The organism is Halorarum sp. SLYT50 (assembly GCF_059821265.1).
The window spans coordinates 566,036-581,342 of the sequence record NZ_CM187555.1 but is presented as its reverse complement, the minus strand read 5'-3'; the positions used below and the strand labels follow the sequence as shown (position 1 = coordinate 581,342).

Annotated in this window: 18 protein-coding genes and 1 pseudogene; 6 read left to right on the top strand and 13 right to left on the bottom strand. The window is 72.5% G+C overall.

The genetic code is table 11. The features are described 5' to 3' along the window. Positions 1-43: 43 nt before the first annotated feature. Positions 44-490: a MaoC family dehydratase gene (locus AC6RUA_RS03045; RefSeq protein ID WP_499814469.1), complete on the top strand. Its 447-nt coding sequence runs from the start codon at positions 44-46 to the stop codon at positions 488-490. A gap of 39 nt (positions 491-529) precedes the next feature. Here the strand turns inward: AC6RUA_RS03045 and AC6RUA_RS03040 are convergent, their stop codons facing one another. The 5 genes and pseudogenes from AC6RUA_RS03040 to sod all read right to left on the bottom strand — a co-directional run bounded on the left by AC6RUA_RS03040 (position 530) and on the right by sod (position 3,803). Continuing rightward, positions 530-1,354 carry an ATPase gene (locus AC6RUA_RS03040; protein WP_499814468.1) on the bottom strand — a complete coding sequence of 275 codons (825 nt, stop codon included), beginning with the start codon at positions 1,352-1,354 and terminating at the stop codon, positions 530-532. A gap of 122 nt (positions 1,355-1,476) precedes the next feature. Continuing rightward, positions 1,477-1,737, bottom strand: a pseudogene (locus AC6RUA_RS03035) (DUF5827 family protein); the annotation flags it as partial. A gap of 73 nt (positions 1,738-1,810) precedes the next feature. Beyond that, complete coding sequence (locus AC6RUA_RS03030; protein WP_499814467.1) at positions 1,811-2,275, bottom strand: cupin domain-containing protein; 465 nt, start codon at positions 2,273-2,275, stop codon at positions 1,811-1,813. A 72-nt stretch (positions 2,276-2,347) separates the two neighbouring features. Further along, the gene (locus AC6RUA_RS03025; protein WP_499814466.1) at positions 2,348-3,043 is read right to left on the bottom strand and encodes an MBL fold metallo-hydrolase; all 696 of its coding nucleotides are present in this window, start codon (positions 3,041-3,043) and stop codon (positions 2,348-2,350) included. A gap of 157 nt (positions 3,044-3,200) precedes the next feature. Continuing rightward, positions 3,201-3,803, bottom strand: coding sequence for a superoxide dismutase [Mn] (gene sod / locus AC6RUA_RS03020; protein ID WP_499814465.1), 603 nt, complete (start codon positions 3,801-3,803; stop codon positions 3,201-3,203). 136 nt (positions 3,804-3,939) lie between these two features. Between sod and AC6RUA_RS03015 the strand changes: the two genes are divergently transcribed. Next, on the top strand, positions 3,940-5,097 hold the full coding sequence (locus tag AC6RUA_RS03015; protein WP_499814464.1) for an MFS transporter: 1,158 nt from the start codon (positions 3,940-3,942) through the stop codon (positions 5,095-5,097). A gap of 22 nt (positions 5,098-5,119) precedes the next feature. On the opposite strand, the gene AC6RUA_RS03010 is transcribed toward AC6RUA_RS03015, so the two are convergent. Both AC6RUA_RS03010 and AC6RUA_RS03005 read right to left on the bottom strand, forming a co-directional pair. Then, positions 5,120-5,500: a cupin domain-containing protein gene (locus tag AC6RUA_RS03010; RefSeq protein ID WP_499814463.1), complete on the bottom strand. Its 381-nt coding sequence runs from the start codon at positions 5,498-5,500 to the stop codon at positions 5,120-5,122. Positions 5,501-5,605: 105 nt separating this feature from the next. Next, positions 5,606-6,208 (bottom strand): DJ-1/PfpI family protein, encoded by a 603-nt coding sequence (locus AC6RUA_RS03005; RefSeq protein ID WP_499814462.1) that lies wholly within the window; start codon positions 6,206-6,208, stop codon positions 5,606-5,608. A gap of 81 nt (positions 6,209-6,289) precedes the next feature. Here AC6RUA_RS03005 and AC6RUA_RS03000 point away from each other — a divergent pair, with 81 nt between their 5' ends. Next, positions 6,290-6,430, top strand: coding sequence for a hypothetical protein (locus AC6RUA_RS03000; RefSeq protein ID WP_499814461.1), 141 nt, complete (start codon positions 6,290-6,292; stop codon positions 6,428-6,430). Between the two features lie 28 nt (positions 6,431-6,458). On the opposite strand, the gene AC6RUA_RS02995 is transcribed toward AC6RUA_RS03000, so the two are convergent. The 3 genes from AC6RUA_RS02995 to AC6RUA_RS02985 form a co-directional block, all read right to left on the bottom strand. Continuing rightward, entirely contained in the window at positions 6,459-6,986 is a 528-nt protein-coding gene (locus tag AC6RUA_RS02995) for a hypothetical protein (protein ID WP_499814460.1), read from the bottom strand. Between the two features lie 145 nt (positions 6,987-7,131). After that, a complete protein-coding gene (locus AC6RUA_RS02990; protein WP_499814459.1) occupies positions 7,132-8,544 on the bottom strand; it encodes a cryptochrome/photolyase family protein in 1,413 nt (470 codons plus the stop codon). Positions 8,545-8,552: 8 nt separating this feature from the next. Next, positions 8,553-9,923, bottom strand: a complete 1,371-nt coding sequence (locus tag AC6RUA_RS02985) for a TIGR00341 family protein (protein ID WP_499814458.1) — start codon at positions 9,921-9,923, stop codon at positions 8,553-8,555. Between the two features lie 99 nt (positions 9,924-10,022). On the opposite strand from AC6RUA_RS02985, the gene AC6RUA_RS02980 reads away from it, so the two are divergent. After that, positions 10,023-11,021, top strand: a complete 999-nt coding sequence (locus AC6RUA_RS02980) for a TIGR04024 family LLM class F420-dependent oxidoreductase (RefSeq protein WP_499814457.1) — start codon at positions 10,023-10,025, stop codon at positions 11,019-11,021. Then, positions 11,018-12,094, top strand: a complete 1,077-nt coding sequence (locus AC6RUA_RS02975) for a DUF7351 domain-containing protein (RefSeq protein ID WP_499814456.1) — start codon at positions 11,018-11,020, stop codon at positions 12,092-12,094. The genes AC6RUA_RS02980 and AC6RUA_RS02975 overlap by 4 nt, the downstream gene beginning before the upstream one ends. Here AC6RUA_RS02975 and AC6RUA_RS02970 read toward each other — a convergent pair. The 3 genes from AC6RUA_RS02970 to AC6RUA_RS02960 form a co-directional block, all read right to left on the bottom strand. Beyond that, the gene (locus AC6RUA_RS02970; protein WP_499814455.1) at positions 12,064-12,771 is read right to left on the bottom strand and encodes an Ntn hydrolase family protein; all 708 of its coding nucleotides are present in this window, start codon (positions 12,769-12,771) and stop codon (positions 12,064-12,066) included. The genes AC6RUA_RS02975 and AC6RUA_RS02970 overlap by 31 nt on opposite strands. Before the next feature lie 102 nt (positions 12,772-12,873). Continuing rightward, positions 12,874-13,554, bottom strand: a complete 681-nt coding sequence (locus AC6RUA_RS02965) for a 6-hydroxymethylpterin diphosphokinase MptE-like protein (protein ID WP_499814454.1) — start codon at positions 13,552-13,554, stop codon at positions 12,874-12,876. A gap of 124 nt (positions 13,555-13,678) precedes the next feature. Then, positions 13,679-14,851: a dihydropteroate synthase gene (locus AC6RUA_RS02960; protein WP_499814453.1), complete on the bottom strand. Its 1,173-nt coding sequence runs from the start codon at positions 14,849-14,851 to the stop codon at positions 13,679-13,681. Positions 14,852-14,939: 88 nt separating this feature from the next. On the opposite strand from AC6RUA_RS02960, the gene AC6RUA_RS02955 reads away from it, so the two are divergent. Next, the gene (locus AC6RUA_RS02955; RefSeq protein ID WP_499814452.1) at positions 14,940-15,266 is read left to right on the top strand and encodes a hypothetical protein; all 327 of its coding nucleotides are present in this window, start codon (positions 14,940-14,942) and stop codon (positions 15,264-15,266) included. Positions 15,267-15,307: the final 41 nt, after the last annotated feature.

Below are 15,307 nucleotides of genomic sequence, written 5' to 3'. Positions count from 1 at the left end.
GCGGTGGCGGTGCGTTGATGGCCCGCGCGCCGAACGGTGCGCCATGCCCGTCTTCTACGAGGACGTGACCGTCGGCGAGGCGAGCGAGCACGGCAGCTACGAGGTCACCCGCGAGGAGGTGCTCCGGTTCGCCCGGCAGTACGACCCCCAGTGGTTCCACACCGACCCCGAGCGCGCGCGCGAGGAGTCGCCGTACGGCGGCGTCATCGCCTCGGGCTGGCACACCGCCGCGATGACGATGCGCCTGCTCGTGGAGAGCGTGCTCGCGGACGCGGCGACGGTCGGCGCGAAGGGCGTCGACGAACTCAGGTTCCCGAGACCGGTCCGCCCGGGCGACAGTCTCCGCGTCGAGAACGAGGTGCTGGAGAAGGTCCCCGAGCGACCCGAACGAGGGCTGGTTCGCGTGCGGACGCGGACGTTCAACGGCGACGGAGAGGTGTTCTCGATGGTGGGGAACGTGATGTACCTGCGCCGAAACGCCGAGGAGTGAGCCGGCGCGGCGTGAGCGGGCCGCGCGCCCGCCGGGCGGTCACTCGGTCGCCGCGGCCCGCACCAGCGCGTCGTACGCCTCGCGGTTCGCGTCCGCGACGGCGTCCGGGTCGCTCCGCTCGGCGTCCGCGAGCGCCGGGAGCGCGTGCGTCGAGAGGGGGTCGAGCATCCCCGTCACGCGCCCGACGCGCTCCTCCAGTCGGCCCTCCTCGCGCCCGCCACCCGCCGCCTCGCGCGCGACGGTCCACCGCTCGCCGTCGTACACGCGGGCGCGGCCGGGCGCGACGGTCGCCACGGCGTCGTACGCCACTCCGTCGAGCGGGTCCGCGATGTCGCCGTACGACTCCACGACCGCGTGCTCGGCCGCGCGGACGTCCGCGGCTACCCGGTCGAGCGCCGGGACGTGGAGTTCGCGCATCGCGTCGTTGAACTCCGCGACCGACGCGACGGAGCGCGCACCCGACAGCGGGAGTCGCTCGCGGACGAGCGACGGCAGGTCGGCCCCGCCGTCGACCACCCACGACGGGCCGTCGGGCGTCGACACCCGGTCGAGCAGGAACGTCCGGTTCTCGTCGCCGAGCATCCCCGTCCGGCCGGGCGTCGGCCGCCAGAGGCGGTGGATGGGGTTGCGCGCCTCCGCGGCCGCGTCGCTCGCCGCGGCGTCGAGCAGGCGGCGCACGTCCTTCCCGTACAGCCGACCGTCGGCCGTGGACGCGCGCACGTCGTCGTGGTCGAACCAGTAGTCGTTGCCCGCCCGCGGCTTGAACACCGCGGGCGAGCGGCCGGACAGCGAGCGCACCAGCCCCGCCGCGAACGTGGTCTTGCCGGCGTCGACCCGGTCGTCGCCGACGACGAGCAGTCTCATCCGTCCGAGTCGTCCGGTTCGCCCGGTTCGTCAGACTCGTTCGCGTCCGTCACGTCGGTCCCGTCCGTCTCGCTCGGGCGCGTCGGGTCGGGCGACGCCGCTCCGTCGGTGCCGCCGGCGCGCTTCAGCCCGTAGTACCCCGGTTCCTCGTCGGTCCGCGGCTCCGCGACGACCAGGTCGTCGGCGTTCACCATCACCCACGGGATGGCCCAGTCGAGCAGGATGTCCTCGGTCCCCTCGTCTATCTCGGCGTCCGGGTCGAGTCCCTGCAACAGCCGCGCTATCTCGTAGACGGTGTACATCTGGCCGTCGTCGAGCAGTTCCGCGGGGGTGTAGAAGTCACACGGGTACAGCTCCGGGAACTCGGACTTCGCTGTCGGCATGCGCGGCGGTACGCGAGCCGCCGGGTAAAGAGGACGGGTTCACGCCTCCGCGTCCCCCCCCCCCCGCTCCGACTCACCTCGAGGGGTCGGCTTCGGCCCCGCACTCGGGGCAGACGAACGTGACCCCCTCCTCGTCCGGTTCGGCCGCGAGCGTGTCGTGGCCGCACCCGCGACACGCCGTCGGCACGCGTATCTCGGTCGACCCCTTCGGCGCGCCGAGCGCGAGCGCGAGCACCCGCTCGTCGCCCTCGTTGGCCCCTGCCTGGTACTCGCCGGGTGCGAAGCGGACCGCCTCGTGTGGACCGACGGTCACGTCGTCGGCCGTCGTCTCGAACGTCGCCTCCCCCTCCAGCACCACGAACACCTCCTCCTGGTCGAGGTGGGTGTGCATCCCGACCGAGAACGACTCCCCGGGGTCGAGTCGGTAGAGGTTCACCGCCACGTCGTCGGTTCCCAGCGGGCCGCCGAGCGACCGCGCGTCCGCCTCGCTGCCCGTGGGGCTGCCGGGTTCGACCTCGTCGATGTCGACGTGCTCCACGGCGGGTGCCGTCGGCGCCGGCGGGATAAACGCTGACGGCTGATTCCCCGCCCGGCCGTGGTCGGCGTCGGTCTACACGTCGTGTTCCGCCCGCAGGCGGTCGTACACCCGTTCGACGGCCGCCGTCCCCCCGTCGACCGGTCCGCCGTGGAAGCAGTGAATCCGGTCGACGTCGAGGTCGGTCAGCCGCCCGACCGACCGGGTCGCCTCGACCATATCCGGGGTGAACCCCTCGTTGGGACCCCGGAGTTCGCCGTCCTCGCTGGTGAGCGCGTCGCCCGCGAGCAGCAGTTTCGCCTCCGGGAAGTACAGCGCGAGGTGTCCCGGCGCGTGCCCCGGCGTGAACACGGCGCGCATCGGTCCGGCCGCGGTGCGGAACGTCACGCCGTCTTGGAGTTCCACGTCGACCGGCACCGGCGGGTACCGCTCGTCGTCCGGGTCGCTCTTGATGGGGTGTTCCCGGCCGTCGACGAACGGCGTCGCCGCCTCGTGGGCGTACACCACCGGGTCGTCCGCGCGTTCGCGCGCGCCCGCCAGCCCGCCCGCGTGATCGCCGTCGTGGTGCGTGAGGAGGACGGCGGTCACGTCCGAGAGCGCGAGGCCGGCGTCCGACAGCGCCGCGTCCAGGTCGTCCGTCGTGCCGGGGAGGCCGGCGTCGAGCAGGAGCACGCCCCGGTCCGTCTCGACGGCGGCCGGCCGGAACGTCCGCTCGACGTCGCCGCGCTGTATCGTGAGTGGCAGGGTGTACACTCCGTCGGTGAGTTCCATACCGGCGCTTGGCGCGCCCGCTACCTCACAGTACCGGTGGCGAACGGTCGTCCGGGGGTCGAGTCACGCCGACCGGTGCGGCGGCTGTCGGGCGCGGCGTCGAAAGAACGGGAGAGTCTGCGACCGAGTCGTCGTCGCTCGCGTCGGGACGCCTCGACTACTCGAACAGCTGGACCGCCTGTTCGTAGCGGTTCGACGGCTCCTCCCAGTCGGCGACCTCGAAGAAGTTCTCGATGAAGTCGCCCCGGTCCGGGCCGTAGTCGTAGTAGTAGGAGTGCTCCCAGACGTCGAGTGCGAAGATGGGGTGACTGCCCCAGAGCGCGCCCTGGTCGTGCTTGTCCACGACGACGTTCTGCAGTTGGTTGCTGAACGAGTCGTAGACGAGCAGCGCCCAGCCGCTCGCGTTCTTCGCGGCGGCCTCGAACTCGCCTCGCCAGGCGTCGTACGAGCCGAAGTCCTCCTCGATGCGGTCGGCGAGGTCACCAGACGGCTCGTCGCCGCCCTCGGGGCTCATGTTCTGCCAGAACAGGTCGTGGAGGATGTGACCGCAGCCGTTGTGGGTCACGTTCCGGAGGGCGCTCCCGGAACTGCTGAAGTCGCCCGACTCGCGGTTGGACTCCAGCGTCTCCTCGGCGCTGTTCCAGCCGTTGACGTAGCCCTGGTGGTGGGTGTCGTGGTGCCACGTGAGCACCTGTTCGGAGATGTGCGGCTCGAGTGCGTCGTAGTCGTACGGTAGTGGCGGAAGTTCGTGGTCGCTCATGGGTGGTGCCTCCGCGTGCTCAATCGTTCGGATAGCTGTTAAAGATTGAGAATGCCGACGGTAACATCCCACACGGAGTCGCGGTCGTCCCGACCGGGACCACAGGAGGTACCACCGCGCCCGCGGTAGTCGGCGCATGCGCGAGTGGCGCGGCGTCGGTCTCGTCGGCGGCTGGCAGGCGACAGCCAGCCTCTGTTTCTACGCGGTGTTCGCGGCGACGGCGTTCCTCCGCGAACAGTTCGGCCTCTCGCGGTTCCTCACGGGCGTCGCGGTCACCGCCGTCATGCTCGGCTACACGCTCGCGCTGTTCGGCGCGGGCGCGGCGGTGGACGCCTACGGCGAGCGTCCGGCCATGCTCGCCGGCCTCGCGCTCCTGGCCGTGGGGATGGTCTCGGTCGCGAGCGCGCCGACGTACGCGCTGTTGCTCGCGGCGCTCGTCCTCGTCGGGGTCGCGTACGCCACGGGGATGCCCGCGACGAACCGGGCGGTGCTCGCCGTCGCGCCGCCCGGCCGGCGGAACCTCGCGATGAACCTGAAGCAGGTGGGCGTGACCGCCGGCTCGGGCGTCTCGGCGCTACTGGTCACCGAGGCGGCCGCGCGCGGCCGCTGGAGCGACGGCTTCCTCGTCGCCGCGGGGGCGGCGGCCGTCGTCACCGTCGCGTTCGCCCGCGGCTACGACAGCCGGCCGGCCGGCGGAGACCTCTCGCTGCCGGACGTTCGTGGTCTGCTCGCGGGCGAGGGCTACCGGGGTCTGCTCGTCGCCGGCGTCTTCCTCGGCGCGTCGGTGTTCACCACGACCGGCTACGTCGTCCTCTACATGCGCGACGCGGCGGGCGCGGCCGCCGGCCTCGCCGGCGCGACGCTCGCCGCGATGCAACTGTCGGGCAGCGTCGGCCGCCTCGGCGGCGGTGAACTCGCCGACCGCCTGTCGCTCCCGGCGGCGACGGCGAACGCGCGCGTGCTCCTCGCGCAGTCCGCCCTCGCGGCGGCTTGTTTCGTGGCGGTCACGCTCGTCGGGCGGCCGACGGCCGCGGCCGCCGCGTTCTTCGTCCTCGGGCTGTTCATCCTCGGGTTCCCGGGTATCTTCTACGGCTGTCTCACCGCCCTCGTCGACGACGACGAGGTGGGCGCGGCCACGGCGGGCGGGCAGTTCGCGCTCAACCTCGGCGGCCTGCTCGCGCCGCCCGCGTTCGGCTACGTCGCCGACTCCGCCGGCTACCGACTCGGCTGGTACGCGCTCGCGGCGTTCTCGCTCGCGGCCGGGGTCGCCGTGCTCCCGCTGGCGCGCGAGTGACCCGTCCCTGAGTCTCCCTCGATTACCCGGATTCGGGACCGTCGACCGTCGTCGCTGGCGGTCCGGTGCCGACGAAACTCATCACGATTGTCCAGTCCTCGTCCGCGGCGTTCACGACACGACGCGTCGTCCACGGCGGGACGTACACGAAGTCGCCCGCGGCGAGGTCGACCGACTCCTCGCCTCCCGGTCCGTGTTCGAGGGACGCCCGTCCGGACACCACGTACCCGTACGCGTGCCGGTCGCCGTTGTGGTGCCAGTCCGTCGTGACGCCGCCGCGCACCCGCGACCGAACGACGACGGTGTCGTCCGTCTCGAAGACGCGCCAGCGGGTCACGCCGGACTCGGATTCGTCCTCGGGTTCGTCCAGTTCGGCTCCGGGCACCACGGTGAGTTCGTCCATTCGAATCGCTCTCCTCCGGAGTGGGGGTCCGAGACGACCTCAGTGTTCGCTTCGGCCGTGATTCCCGCTCCGCGCCCGGGACTCACCTCGGTACGTCTCCGACGACTACGGCGCGTACACGTCGTGCCGCCGCTCGTACTCCAGCGTCGTCGCCACGCGGTCTGCGACGTCCGGACCGGCCTCGCGTTCGACGAGGCGGAGCGCGAGGTCCAGCCCCGAGGTGACGCCGCCGGCGGTGAGCACGTCCCCGTCGTCGACGACGCGTTCCTCGCGCACCTCGGCGTCCGTCGCCCGCAGGTCGTCGAGCGCGCCCGCGTGTGTGACCGCGGGCCGACCGTCGAGCAGTCCCGCCTTCGCGAGGAGCATCCCGCCGGTACACACCGACGCGACCGTCGCGCCGGCGGCGTGGTGGGCGGCGGCGGCCTCCGGGACGGCGCCCCGTTCGTACTCCGCCCACGCGCCGACGCTGCTCCGGTCGTTCCACCCGCCGCCGGGGACGACCAGCAGGTCCACCGTGCCCGGGTCGCGCAGGCCGTCCTCGGCGTCGACGCGCATCCCGTGGCTCGCGGTGACGGGGCCGCCGCCGTCGAGCGAGACGAGTCGGGTGTGGAACGCGGCGCCCTCCCCCTCCGCGGTGCGGAACACCTCGAAGGGGCCGACCGCGTCGAGTTCGTCGAACCCCTCGTACAGCAGTACGGAAACGTCCATGCGGGGTGCACGGACGGTCCCACCAAAGGGGTGTCGAGCGAGACACAAGACCGATACCGCGGGTGGCCGTCGGCTCCCGGTATGGGACGGTGTCCCCACTGCGAGCGCGAACTCAGAGAGGTGGTCGAGAGCGACACGGACGCCCGCTACGCCGGCGGGGCGACCGTGTGGGAGTGTCCCGACTGCGGGGCGATACTCGGTGTGAGCCAGGTCGGCGTCTGACCGCCGGAGGGCGCGTGGGCTCGGCGTGTCACCCGGTCGCGTTTATCGGGTTCGGGAGCCGGAAGAGGTCGGCCGCCGTGTCCTCGTTCTCGACGGTCAGTACCGCCCGCCCGTCCACCGTCACGTCGAAGCGGGCGTACTCCGTCGGGAGACTGACGCCGAGGTCGACGGTCGTCCCGACCGGGCAGTCGCCAGCCGGCGACTTCGACCCGTTCGCGTCGTCGGGGACCGTCCGGAACGCGAGCACGTACGACCCGGGGGCGACGCGGCTGACGTCGGCCGAGACCGTCCGTCCGCGGTCGTGTGCGACGGTGGCGTTCACGGTGACCGCGTAGCTGCGACCCACCGCGACCTCGTGGACCCACCCGCCGTTCGGTTCCACCTCGTCGGCGAGACAGTCGCTCCCCCCGTGGGAGACGGAGTAGGGTGGCGACGTGGGGTCGGGTCCCGCGTCGGTACCGGCTCCGACGGGGGTCAACGTGCCGAGCGCCGGGGCGACGACGACCCCGAGAACGAACGCGAGGGCGACGAGCGGGAGCGCTGACCGTTCGACCATCGGCCGTGGTTCGACGCCGCCCGGTAAGTGTACTCCGGTCGGTGACAGTTCTCCCGTCCGTCGTCGTCCGTCACCTCGGAGAACGGGCCGCAGCGGTATCTCTCGTCCGCGGTGCGGTCGCCGGTTCGCCGGTGTCCGCTCTCTGCTACCCGTCGTCCTCGCCGCGCGCTCGCTCGAACATCTCCAGCGTCGCCTCGCGCGCCTCGGCGTGGTCGACGATGGGGTGCGGGTAGTCGTCCGCCGTCTCGCGACGCTCCTGGTCGCTCAGGTCGGTCCACCCGTGAATCCGCTCGGGGGGGACGTCGGCGAGTTCGGGGACGTACGTCTTGATGTACTCCGCGTCGGGGTCGTACTCCTCGCCCTGCGTGACGGGGTTGAAGACCCGGAAGTACGGCTGGGCGTCCGTCCCGGTGGAGGCGGCCCACTGCCAGCCGCCGTTGTCGTTGGCGGTGTCGTGGTCCGCGAGGTGCTCCCGGAAGTGGGCGTACCCCTCGCGCCAGTCGACGCGGAGGTCCTTCGTGAGGAACGACGCGACGAGCATCCGGAGCCTGTTGTGCATGAACGCCTCCCCGCGCAACTGGCGCATCCCGGCGTCGACGATGGGGTAGCCGGTCTCGCCGTCCTTCCACGCGCGCAGGTCCTCGTCGTCGTCGCGCCACTCGATGGGGTTCCGGTACGACTTGTAGTTCTCCGTCACGACGCTCGGTTCGTCCCACAGCACTTGCGTGTAGAGCTCCCGCCAGGCGAGTTGCGACTGGAACGTCTCGACCGACTCGTCCCGGTCGCCGCCCTCGTCTTCGCGGGCCGCGGTGGTCGCCTCGTACACCTCGCGGATTCCGATAGTCCCCCACTTGAGGTCGGCCGAGAGCCGCGATGTGGCCTCCCGGGCGGGGTAGTCCCGCTCCGACTCGTAGTCGTACACCGGCCCGTCGCAGAACGCGTCGAGGCGCTCGCGGGCCGCCTCTGTCCCCGCCGTCTGGACCTCCGCCTCGGGTTCCTCGAACCCCAGTTCGTCGACGCTCGGCAGGTCCTCGCCCGAGACGTCCGCGAGCGCGTCCGCCGCCGGCGGGTCGACCGGGTCGCGCTTCTCCCGGTCGCGCCACTTCTTCCAGAAGTAGCTGTACACCTGGTAGGGGTCGCCGTCGTTCGTCGTGATGGCTCCCGGCTCGTGGTGGACCGCGTCGTGGAACGTCCGCACGTCGACCATCTCCTGCGTCAGCGCCCCCTCGACGGCCCAGTCGCGGTCGCGGGCGAGACCGGAGTAGTCCTCGTTCCAGTACGCCCGCTCGGCGTCGTACTCGTCGACGAGCGCGGGTATCTCCGCGCTCGGGTCCCCCCGCGCGACCACGAGGTCGGACCCCCGTTCCCGGTACCACGCCCGCAGGTCCGCGAGCGCGTCGAGCATGTAGCGCACGCGGGCCGGTCCGGCGTGGTCGAGCAGCGCGTCGTCGAAGACGAACGCCGGCACGACCGCGTCGCCGCCGTCGTCGGTGGCCGCCGCGGTGAGTCCCCGGTTGTCCGTGGCTCTGAGGTCGCGTCGGTGCCAGAAGAGGCGCATTGTGCGCCTCAGACGCGCGCGCGTAATGAGGGCACGGATGCCGACCCGCCGCCGGTCGCGGACTCGGCGAACGTCCCCCGCCCCGTCCTGACGCGACCTCTCGCCTCCCCCGCCGTGAGAACCGTCCCGTTCTCGCGGACGGTGACCACGGTGACGTTCCGCGACGTGCCGACGACGATTCGCTCTCCGATGCGGGCGGCCGCGCCCGGCGGTCCGCCGACGACCCGGACCGTCACGACAGTCGGGTGACGCAAGAACAGGTCCGTCCGGTACTCCACCTCGGTGGAGAGCACACGAGCGCCGGTTCCGGCGGTGGCGTCCTCGACGGTCCGCTCGAACTCGGCGTTCTCCGCGAGGTTGACGCTCGTGGCGACGAGCGCCGAGGAGAGGACGAGCACTGCGAGTCCGAGCGCCACCGTCCGGCGAACGACCGCGCGCAGCACCGTCCGTTCCTCGGACCAGTGTTCCGGGCGGTAGCCCTGCACCCAGAGCGTCGCGAGACTCGCCATGTTGATCGTGAGGACGTTGATACAGACGAGCACCCCGGCGCTCACGGCGGCAGTGACGTCGCCGTACGCGACTCCGAGTCCGACGGTCGCCGCCGGGGGAATCAGCGCGACCGCGATAGCGACGCCGACCAGCGCGACGCTCGTCGTCGACGTGAGCGAGACGGCGCCGGCCACGCCGGCACCGACCGCGACCACGAGCGCGAGCGCGCCGGGATTGACCCGCTCTGCGACCTGTGCGATTGTCTGAATCTGTGCGTTCGGAAGCAGTGTCAGGCGGAGGAGTCCGGCGAACGCGGCCGCGCTCGCCACCGCGACCGCGAGACCGACGAACTGCGCCCTGACGCTCGTCCGGAAGAGGTCGTCGTCGTCGAGAATGCTCCCGACGCTCGCGGCGATAGCCGGCCCGAGCAACGGGGCGATAACCATCGACCCGACGACGACCGCCGCGCTGTTCGTCAGCAGGCCGGCGGTCGCGATGACGCTGCTCAGGACGATGAACAGGAGGAAGTTCGGCGTGACGGGGGCGATCTCTCCGGCTCGCTCCCGAAGCTCTTCTCGAGCGATTCGACCGTCGGTTTCGTCGAGTCCGTCGGCCGTCACCGGCGTTCGGCGGTGTTTTCGCTCGAACCGGTCGGAGACGACCGCTTCGAGTTCGCCGGCCGTGATGTACCCCTCTCGGTCGACTCCGGCCGCCCGGAGCAGGTCGACGAGTCCCTCGACGTCCTCCGGTTCGGCTGGGACGAACAGGAGCGCGGCGTACCGGCGTCTCGACGCCTCCTCGGTGAGGAAGTAGTCGACGTCCGCCTTCGTCAGCGCCGTCTCGACGGCGTCACGTTTTCCGAGCGGTACGGCGATTTGGAGGAGGCGCATACCGTGTCTCTCCGTCTGTCGACTCAACAAACCCCTCCAGAGCGGGGTACGTCGACGACTGGCGGGGGATTCTTCCCCGCCGCCCCCGTCCGGTGTGTCATGACCGCGCTGGACGTCTCGCTCCCCGTCGCCGCTCAGTCCTCCCTCGACGGTCTCGTCTCGCTCGCCGTCGCAGCGGAGGACGCGGGTTACGACCGCGTGTGGCTCCCCGAGACGTGGGGCCGCGACGCCGTCACGACGCTCGCGCTCGCGGCCGAGCGAACGGGTGAAATCGCCCTCGGCACCTCCGTCGTCAACGTCTACTCCCGCTCGCCCGCGCTCGTCGGCCAGACCGCCGCGACGCTCCAGGAGGCCAGCGACGGCCGCTTCCGACTCGGACTCGGCCCCTCGGGGCCGGCGGTCGTCGAGCACTGGCACGGCGCCGCGTTCGACCGCCCGCTCCGGCGCACCCGCGAGTACGTGGACGTGGTGCGGCGCGTCCTCTCGGGCGACGTGGTGAGCTACGACGGCGAGTTGTTCCACCTCGACGGCTTCCGCCTGCGACAGGGGCCGCCCGACCCGGCGCCGCCGGTGGACACCGCCGGGATGGGACCGAAGGCGGTCGAACTCTGCGGTCGGTTCGCCGACGGCTGGCACGCGCTCCTGTTCACGCCCGACGGCCTCCGCGAGCGGCTGGCGGACCTCCGCCGCGGGGCGGAGTTGGGCGACCGCGACCCCGCCGACCTCCGGGTGACGCTGTCGGTCACCTGCTGTGCGCTCGACGACGCCGACCGCGCCCGCGAACTCGTCCGCCGCCACCTCGCGTTCTACCTCGGCGGCATGGGGCCGTTCTACCGGGGCGCGCTCGCTCGCCAGGGGTATGCGGAGACGGCCGAGACCGTCCACGACGCGTGGACCGCGGGCGACCGAGACGCGGCGCTCGACGCGGTTCCCGACGACCTGCTCGACGACCTCGCGGCCGCCGGGACGCCCGACGACGCCCGCGACCGCCTGCGGACGTTCGCGGGCGTCGAAGGGGTCGACGCGGTGGCCGTCTCGTTCCCCCGCGGCGCGACCGACGCCGAGGTCCGCGAGACGCTGGAGGCGATGGCGCCGTGAGCCGCCGGGACCCGGACGAGACGGGTCGGAGGGAGTCGACCGGCGCGGCGGCCGACGAGACGAGCGGCGTCGCCGCGGACGACGCCTTCTCGGCGCTCGCCAGCGAGACGCGCCTCCGGACCGTCCGGACGCTCGCCCGCGCCGACGAGCCGCCGACGTTCACCGACCTGTTCGAGGCCAGCGGCGAGGAGACGAGCGCGGGGTTCGCCTACCACCTCCGCCAGTTGACCGACCGGTACGTTCGCAAGGCCGAGGAGACGGAGCGGTACCACCTCACCTACGCCGGCCGGCAGGTGGCGCGCGCGCTCGCGGCGGGGACGTACACCGAGCGGGTGGACCGCGACCCCGACCCGGTCGACGGCGACTGCCCGGTGTGTGGCGCGGCGGCGCTCCGCGCGCGCGTCGCGGACAACTACGTCGCGGTGGCGTGCACCGACTGCGGGACGGAGTTGCTGTCGCTCCCGTTTCCACCCAGCGGCGTCCGCGACCGCGACACGGACGAGGTGCTCTCCGCGTTCGACGCGCACCACCGCGCCCGGTTCCGCCTGCTCGCGGGCGGCGTCTGCCCGGACTGCGCGGGCCGCGCCCACGGTCGCATCGAGTTCGTCGAGACCCCCGGCCTGCCGGGCGAGGCGTCGCGGCCCGTCCTCGCCGGGGCGTGCGACGACTGCGAGTTCGAGGTGCGCGCGCCGGTGTCGCTGGCCGTCCTCGAACACCCGGCGGTCGTCGCGTTCCTCGAGGCGCACGAGGGAGCGGACGCCGTCCGCGACCGCCCCGTCTGGAATCTCGGCCCCGAGTGGGCCGAGACGGTGCTCTCGGAGGACCCCGCGGCGGTCCGCGTCTCCGTTCGTCTGGACGGCGAGCGACTCGACCTGCTCGTGGGCGACGGACCGACGGTGGTCGACGTCGAGCGGACCGCCCTCGACGGTGACGCCGCCGACTCGAGCGACCGGAACGAATCCGGAGCGGCACCCCGGGACGACTCGGCGGAATCCGCCGAATCGGCTGACTCCGCTCACTCCGACGGTCCTCGGGGAGACGACTACGAGGCGGCGAGCGCCGGGTCGTCGTAGACTTCCATCTCGGGGGCGGCGTCGGCCGTGAACGTCGCGAGCCGGAGCCCGTTCCCGGACGCCAGGTCTCGCTCGCACGCGGCGTCGACCGCGCGCGCGGCGAGCGACCGGGCGTCGTCGAGGCTCATCCCCGCCTCGTACCCGGCCTCCAGCGGGCCGTACGCCGTCGGCCCGCCCGACCCGTCGGCGGCGTACGGCTGTTCCATCGCCGCGCCGCCGGCGTCGAACCCGTACAGCCGCGGGCCGTTCGAGTCGACGCCGCCCAGCAGGTGCTGGACGCCGAACCGGGTTTCACGCATGGTGTTCCCCGCGAGGCTCGCGAGCGCCTCCACCGACATCCGCTCGCCGCGGCGCGTCTCGTACAGGCGGCGTTCGCTCTCGAGGCGGGCGACGAGTGCCTGTGCCCCGGAGACGGCGCCGGTGAACGCCAGCCCCGCCCGGTCGCCGAGTTCGAACACCTTCCGCGCCCGCTTGCTCGCCACCATCGGTCCCACGCTCGCCCGCCGGTCCGACGCCAGCACGACGCTACCCTCGGCCACGATGCCGACGATGGTCGTCCCGAACTCCGCCTCGCCGTGTTCGGTCCGGCGTCCCCGTTCGTACTCGTCTCCGTATCCGTACCCGCCTTCGCGTCCGTGCTCCGTCCCGTGTCGGCCTCCGTATCCGTGTTTGACCATACCCGTCCTCGGCTCCCCGCCCGGATAAGTATCTGCTAAATATGTTTTAGCGCGGCGGCCGACACCGAGCGCCGGCGGGGGGCGAGGCGTGCGTCGGGCGGGTCACCCCTCGACGCGCTCGACTCGGTCGCGCCGGCCGTCGAGCACGTCGAACCGCTCGCCCCGGCGGCGTTCGAGCCACGCCAGCAGGCGCTCGGCCCACCGGAGTTTCCGCCGCTTCACACCCGACACCGCGGGGTCGTCGAAGTCCCACCCGACGAACGCGAGGTCCGCCGCCCCGAGCGCGTCCGCGAGGAACGCCGCCCGGTCGCCGTCGGTGAACCCGCCGAAGTTCGCCACCGGACCGACGGGCGCCGCCTGCGTCGTCGCCAGCACGTGGTCGGCGTCGTACCGGGGGAGCCAGCGTTCGACCAGCGGGACGTTGTCGCCGTGCGCGTGCGCGACGACTACCTCCCCTCGGCGGGTTCGCTCCGCCCCCGTCTCGGGATTCTTGTCGAGGTCGGTCACCATCGCGTCGACGGCGACGCCGGCGTCCGCGAGGCGGTCCGTCGCCGTCGAGGCGGCGAACACCCGGTCGGCGGCCCGGGCGCGGTCCGACTCCGACTCCAGCGACGGGCCGGCGCCCGCGACGGCGACGGTCCGGTTCGAACAGTCCAGCCGGTCCGCGTCGAACGGACGCGCCAGTTCCGCCAACCGGTCGCGGGCCGCCTCGTCGCCCCGGCGGTCGTAGCCGAAGTCCGCGAGAATACGCTCGTACACCGGCTCCCACGTTGCGAAGTCCATGGATGGCGTCGTCACTCGGCGAGTGAAGATACGGAGTTGGGCCGGGAAGGCATCCAAGTACCCCTACCCGTGATGCCCTTCCGGCTTCCATTCGGTGGTATCTGCCGTGTCGGTATAAGTTTTCTCACTCCGTCTGACGCCTGACACGCGCAAATGCGTCGTCCAGCGCGGCTGAGACGCCGGATACGGCCTCGGCGACCCGGCCCGTCCCGGCGGGGGTGGCGACGAGCAGGGCGTTCGGGGCCGCCTCGTCGGCGACGACGAACGCGCCCGTGCTCCCGCGTTCGTCCCGCTCGCCAGTCCCGCTCGCCGCGGCCCGGAGCGCGCCCAGTTCTTCGGGGTCCAGCCCGCCGAACTCGACGACGCGCGTCACCGCCTCCCCGGCGACGGCGGGGTCGCCGCCGACCCTGTCGAGGTGCCGGCGGGCCTCTCCGGTGGTGGTCACGTCGAGCTCCTCGACGCTCACGTCGCCCGACTCGCGGACGCGACGGCGGGCGAACTCGCGGCCGACCAGCGCCGCGTCGCGCGTCTCGGCCACGTCGTGCGTCCGGACGACGTGCGCGCCCCGCTCGACGGCCATCGAGGTGGCGGCGAGCGAGACGGGGAGCGCCGCCTCGGTGTCGCGGCCGGCCACCTCGCGCAGGAAGTTCTTGCGGTTGATGGAGACGAGCAGCGGACGGGCGTAGCCACGGAACTCCCGGAGGCGGCGGAACGTCTCGCGGTCGTCTTCCAGCGTCTTGGCCTCGCTCCACCCGCCGAACGCGGGGTCGACGATGGTCTTCTCGGTGAATCCGTTCCGCGCGAGTGCGTCGTAGATGTCGTCCACCGCCTCGACGGCGCCGGGCCGTTCGAGGTCGGGCGGCGACGCCATCTTGACGACCGCCGCGTTCCGCTCCGCGCAGACCCGGGGCATCTCCGGGTCGGCGAAGCCGCAGACGTCGTTCACCATGTCGAACCCGCGGTCCAGCGCTTCGGCCGCCACCTCGTGGTAGCGCGTCTCGATGGAGAACACCGCGTCGCCCGAGACGCTCTCCATCGCCTCGACGGCGGTGTCGAGGCGGGCGAGTTCCTCCTCGGCCGACAGCACCTCGAACCGCTTGTTCGCGGACTCGAGCCCCACGTCCACGATGTCCGCGCCCTCGTCGACGAGCGACTCGTCGACGTACGCCGCGGCCTCGCCGGGGTCGTCGAAGACGCTCGGCGAGTACGTCGACTCGGTCGAGACGTTGAGCACGCCCATGATTCGCGGCGGGTAGTCGTCGCCGACGCGCAGGCCGGCGGCGTCCACGGTTCGCATCGGGCGTTCGTGGTGCGGCGATGGCTTATGTCGTCCGGTCCGGGACCCCGACGACACGGTTTCCAGGGCCGGCCGCGTCGGTGTGGGCGTGACCGCCGCAGACCGGGACGAGCCGACGGAGTGCGACGCGGACGACGGCATCGACGCTCGCTCGGTGGCGAAAGGACGGGTGAAGTCACGGGCGCGGACCCGACTGCTCGACGCGCTGTTCACGGACGGGAAACTCCTCGGCGTCGCGGACCCCGGAACCCCGCTCGCGGGTGGCGCGGTCGCCACCGCCGTCTTCCTCGGACTCGGTGGCCTCGAACTGGGCGACGAGGAGGGGACGGTCGGGCTCGGACTGCGGGCGGCGGGCGCGGGTGCCGGCTTCCTCGGTGTCGTGCTCGTTCGCGCGGTACTCGCTCGGTTCGGGTAGTGGCGAGCACGACCACGGTCGTCCGGGCACGGTCGTCGTGA

Bases quoted from the DNA above. Each gene is read 5' to 3' on its own strand.
- AC6RUA_RS03045 (WP_499814469.1), top strand. From the start codon at position 44: ATGCCCGTCTTCTACGAGGACGTGACCGTCGGCGAGGCGAGCGAGCAC.
- AC6RUA_RS03040 (WP_499814468.1), bottom strand. From the start codon at position 1,354: ATGAGACTGCTCGTCGTCGGCGACGACCGGGTCGACGCCGGCAAGACC.
- AC6RUA_RS03025 (WP_499814466.1), bottom strand. From the start codon at position 3,043: ATGGAACTCACCGACGGAGTGTACACCCTGCCACTCACGATACAGCGC.
- sod (WP_499814465.1), bottom strand. From the start codon at position 3,803: ATGAGCGACCACGAACTTCCGCCACTACCGTACGACTACGACGCACTC.
- AC6RUA_RS03015 (WP_499814464.1), top strand. From the start codon at position 3,940: ATGCGCGAGTGGCGCGGCGTCGGTCTCGTCGGCGGCTGGCAGGCGACA.
- AC6RUA_RS03010 (WP_499814463.1), bottom strand. From the start codon at position 5,500: ATGGACGAACTCACCGTGGTGCCCGGAGCCGAACTGGACGAACCCGAG.
- AC6RUA_RS03005 (WP_499814462.1), bottom strand. From the start codon at position 6,208: ATGGACGTTTCCGTACTGCTGTACGAGGGGTTCGACGAACTCGACGCG.
- AC6RUA_RS03000 (WP_499814461.1), top strand. From the start codon at position 6,290: ATGGGACGGTGTCCCCACTGCGAGCGCGAACTCAGAGAGGTGGTCGAG.
- AC6RUA_RS02995 (WP_499814460.1), bottom strand. From the start codon at position 6,986: ATGGTCGAACGGTCAGCGCTCCCGCTCGTCGCCCTCGCGTTCGTTCTC.
- AC6RUA_RS02990 (WP_499814459.1), bottom strand. From the start codon at position 8,544: ATGCGCCTCTTCTGGCACCGACGCGACCTCAGAGCCACGGACAACCGG.
- AC6RUA_RS02985 (WP_499814458.1), bottom strand. From the start codon at position 9,923: ATGCGCCTCCTCCAAATCGCCGTACCGCTCGGAAAACGTGACGCCGTC.
- AC6RUA_RS02980 (WP_499814457.1), top strand. From the start codon at position 10,023: ATGACCGCGCTGGACGTCTCGCTCCCCGTCGCCGCTCAGTCCTCCCTC.
- AC6RUA_RS02970 (WP_499814455.1), bottom strand. From the start codon at position 12,771: ATGGTCAAACACGGATACGGAGGCCGACACGGGACGGAGCACGGACGC.
- AC6RUA_RS02965 (WP_499814454.1), bottom strand. From the start codon at position 13,554: ATGGACTTCGCAACGTGGGAGCCGGTGTACGAGCGTATTCTCGCGGAC.
- AC6RUA_RS02960 (WP_499814453.1), bottom strand. From the start codon at position 14,851: ATGCGAACCGTGGACGCCGCCGGCCTGCGCGTCGGCGACGACTACCCG.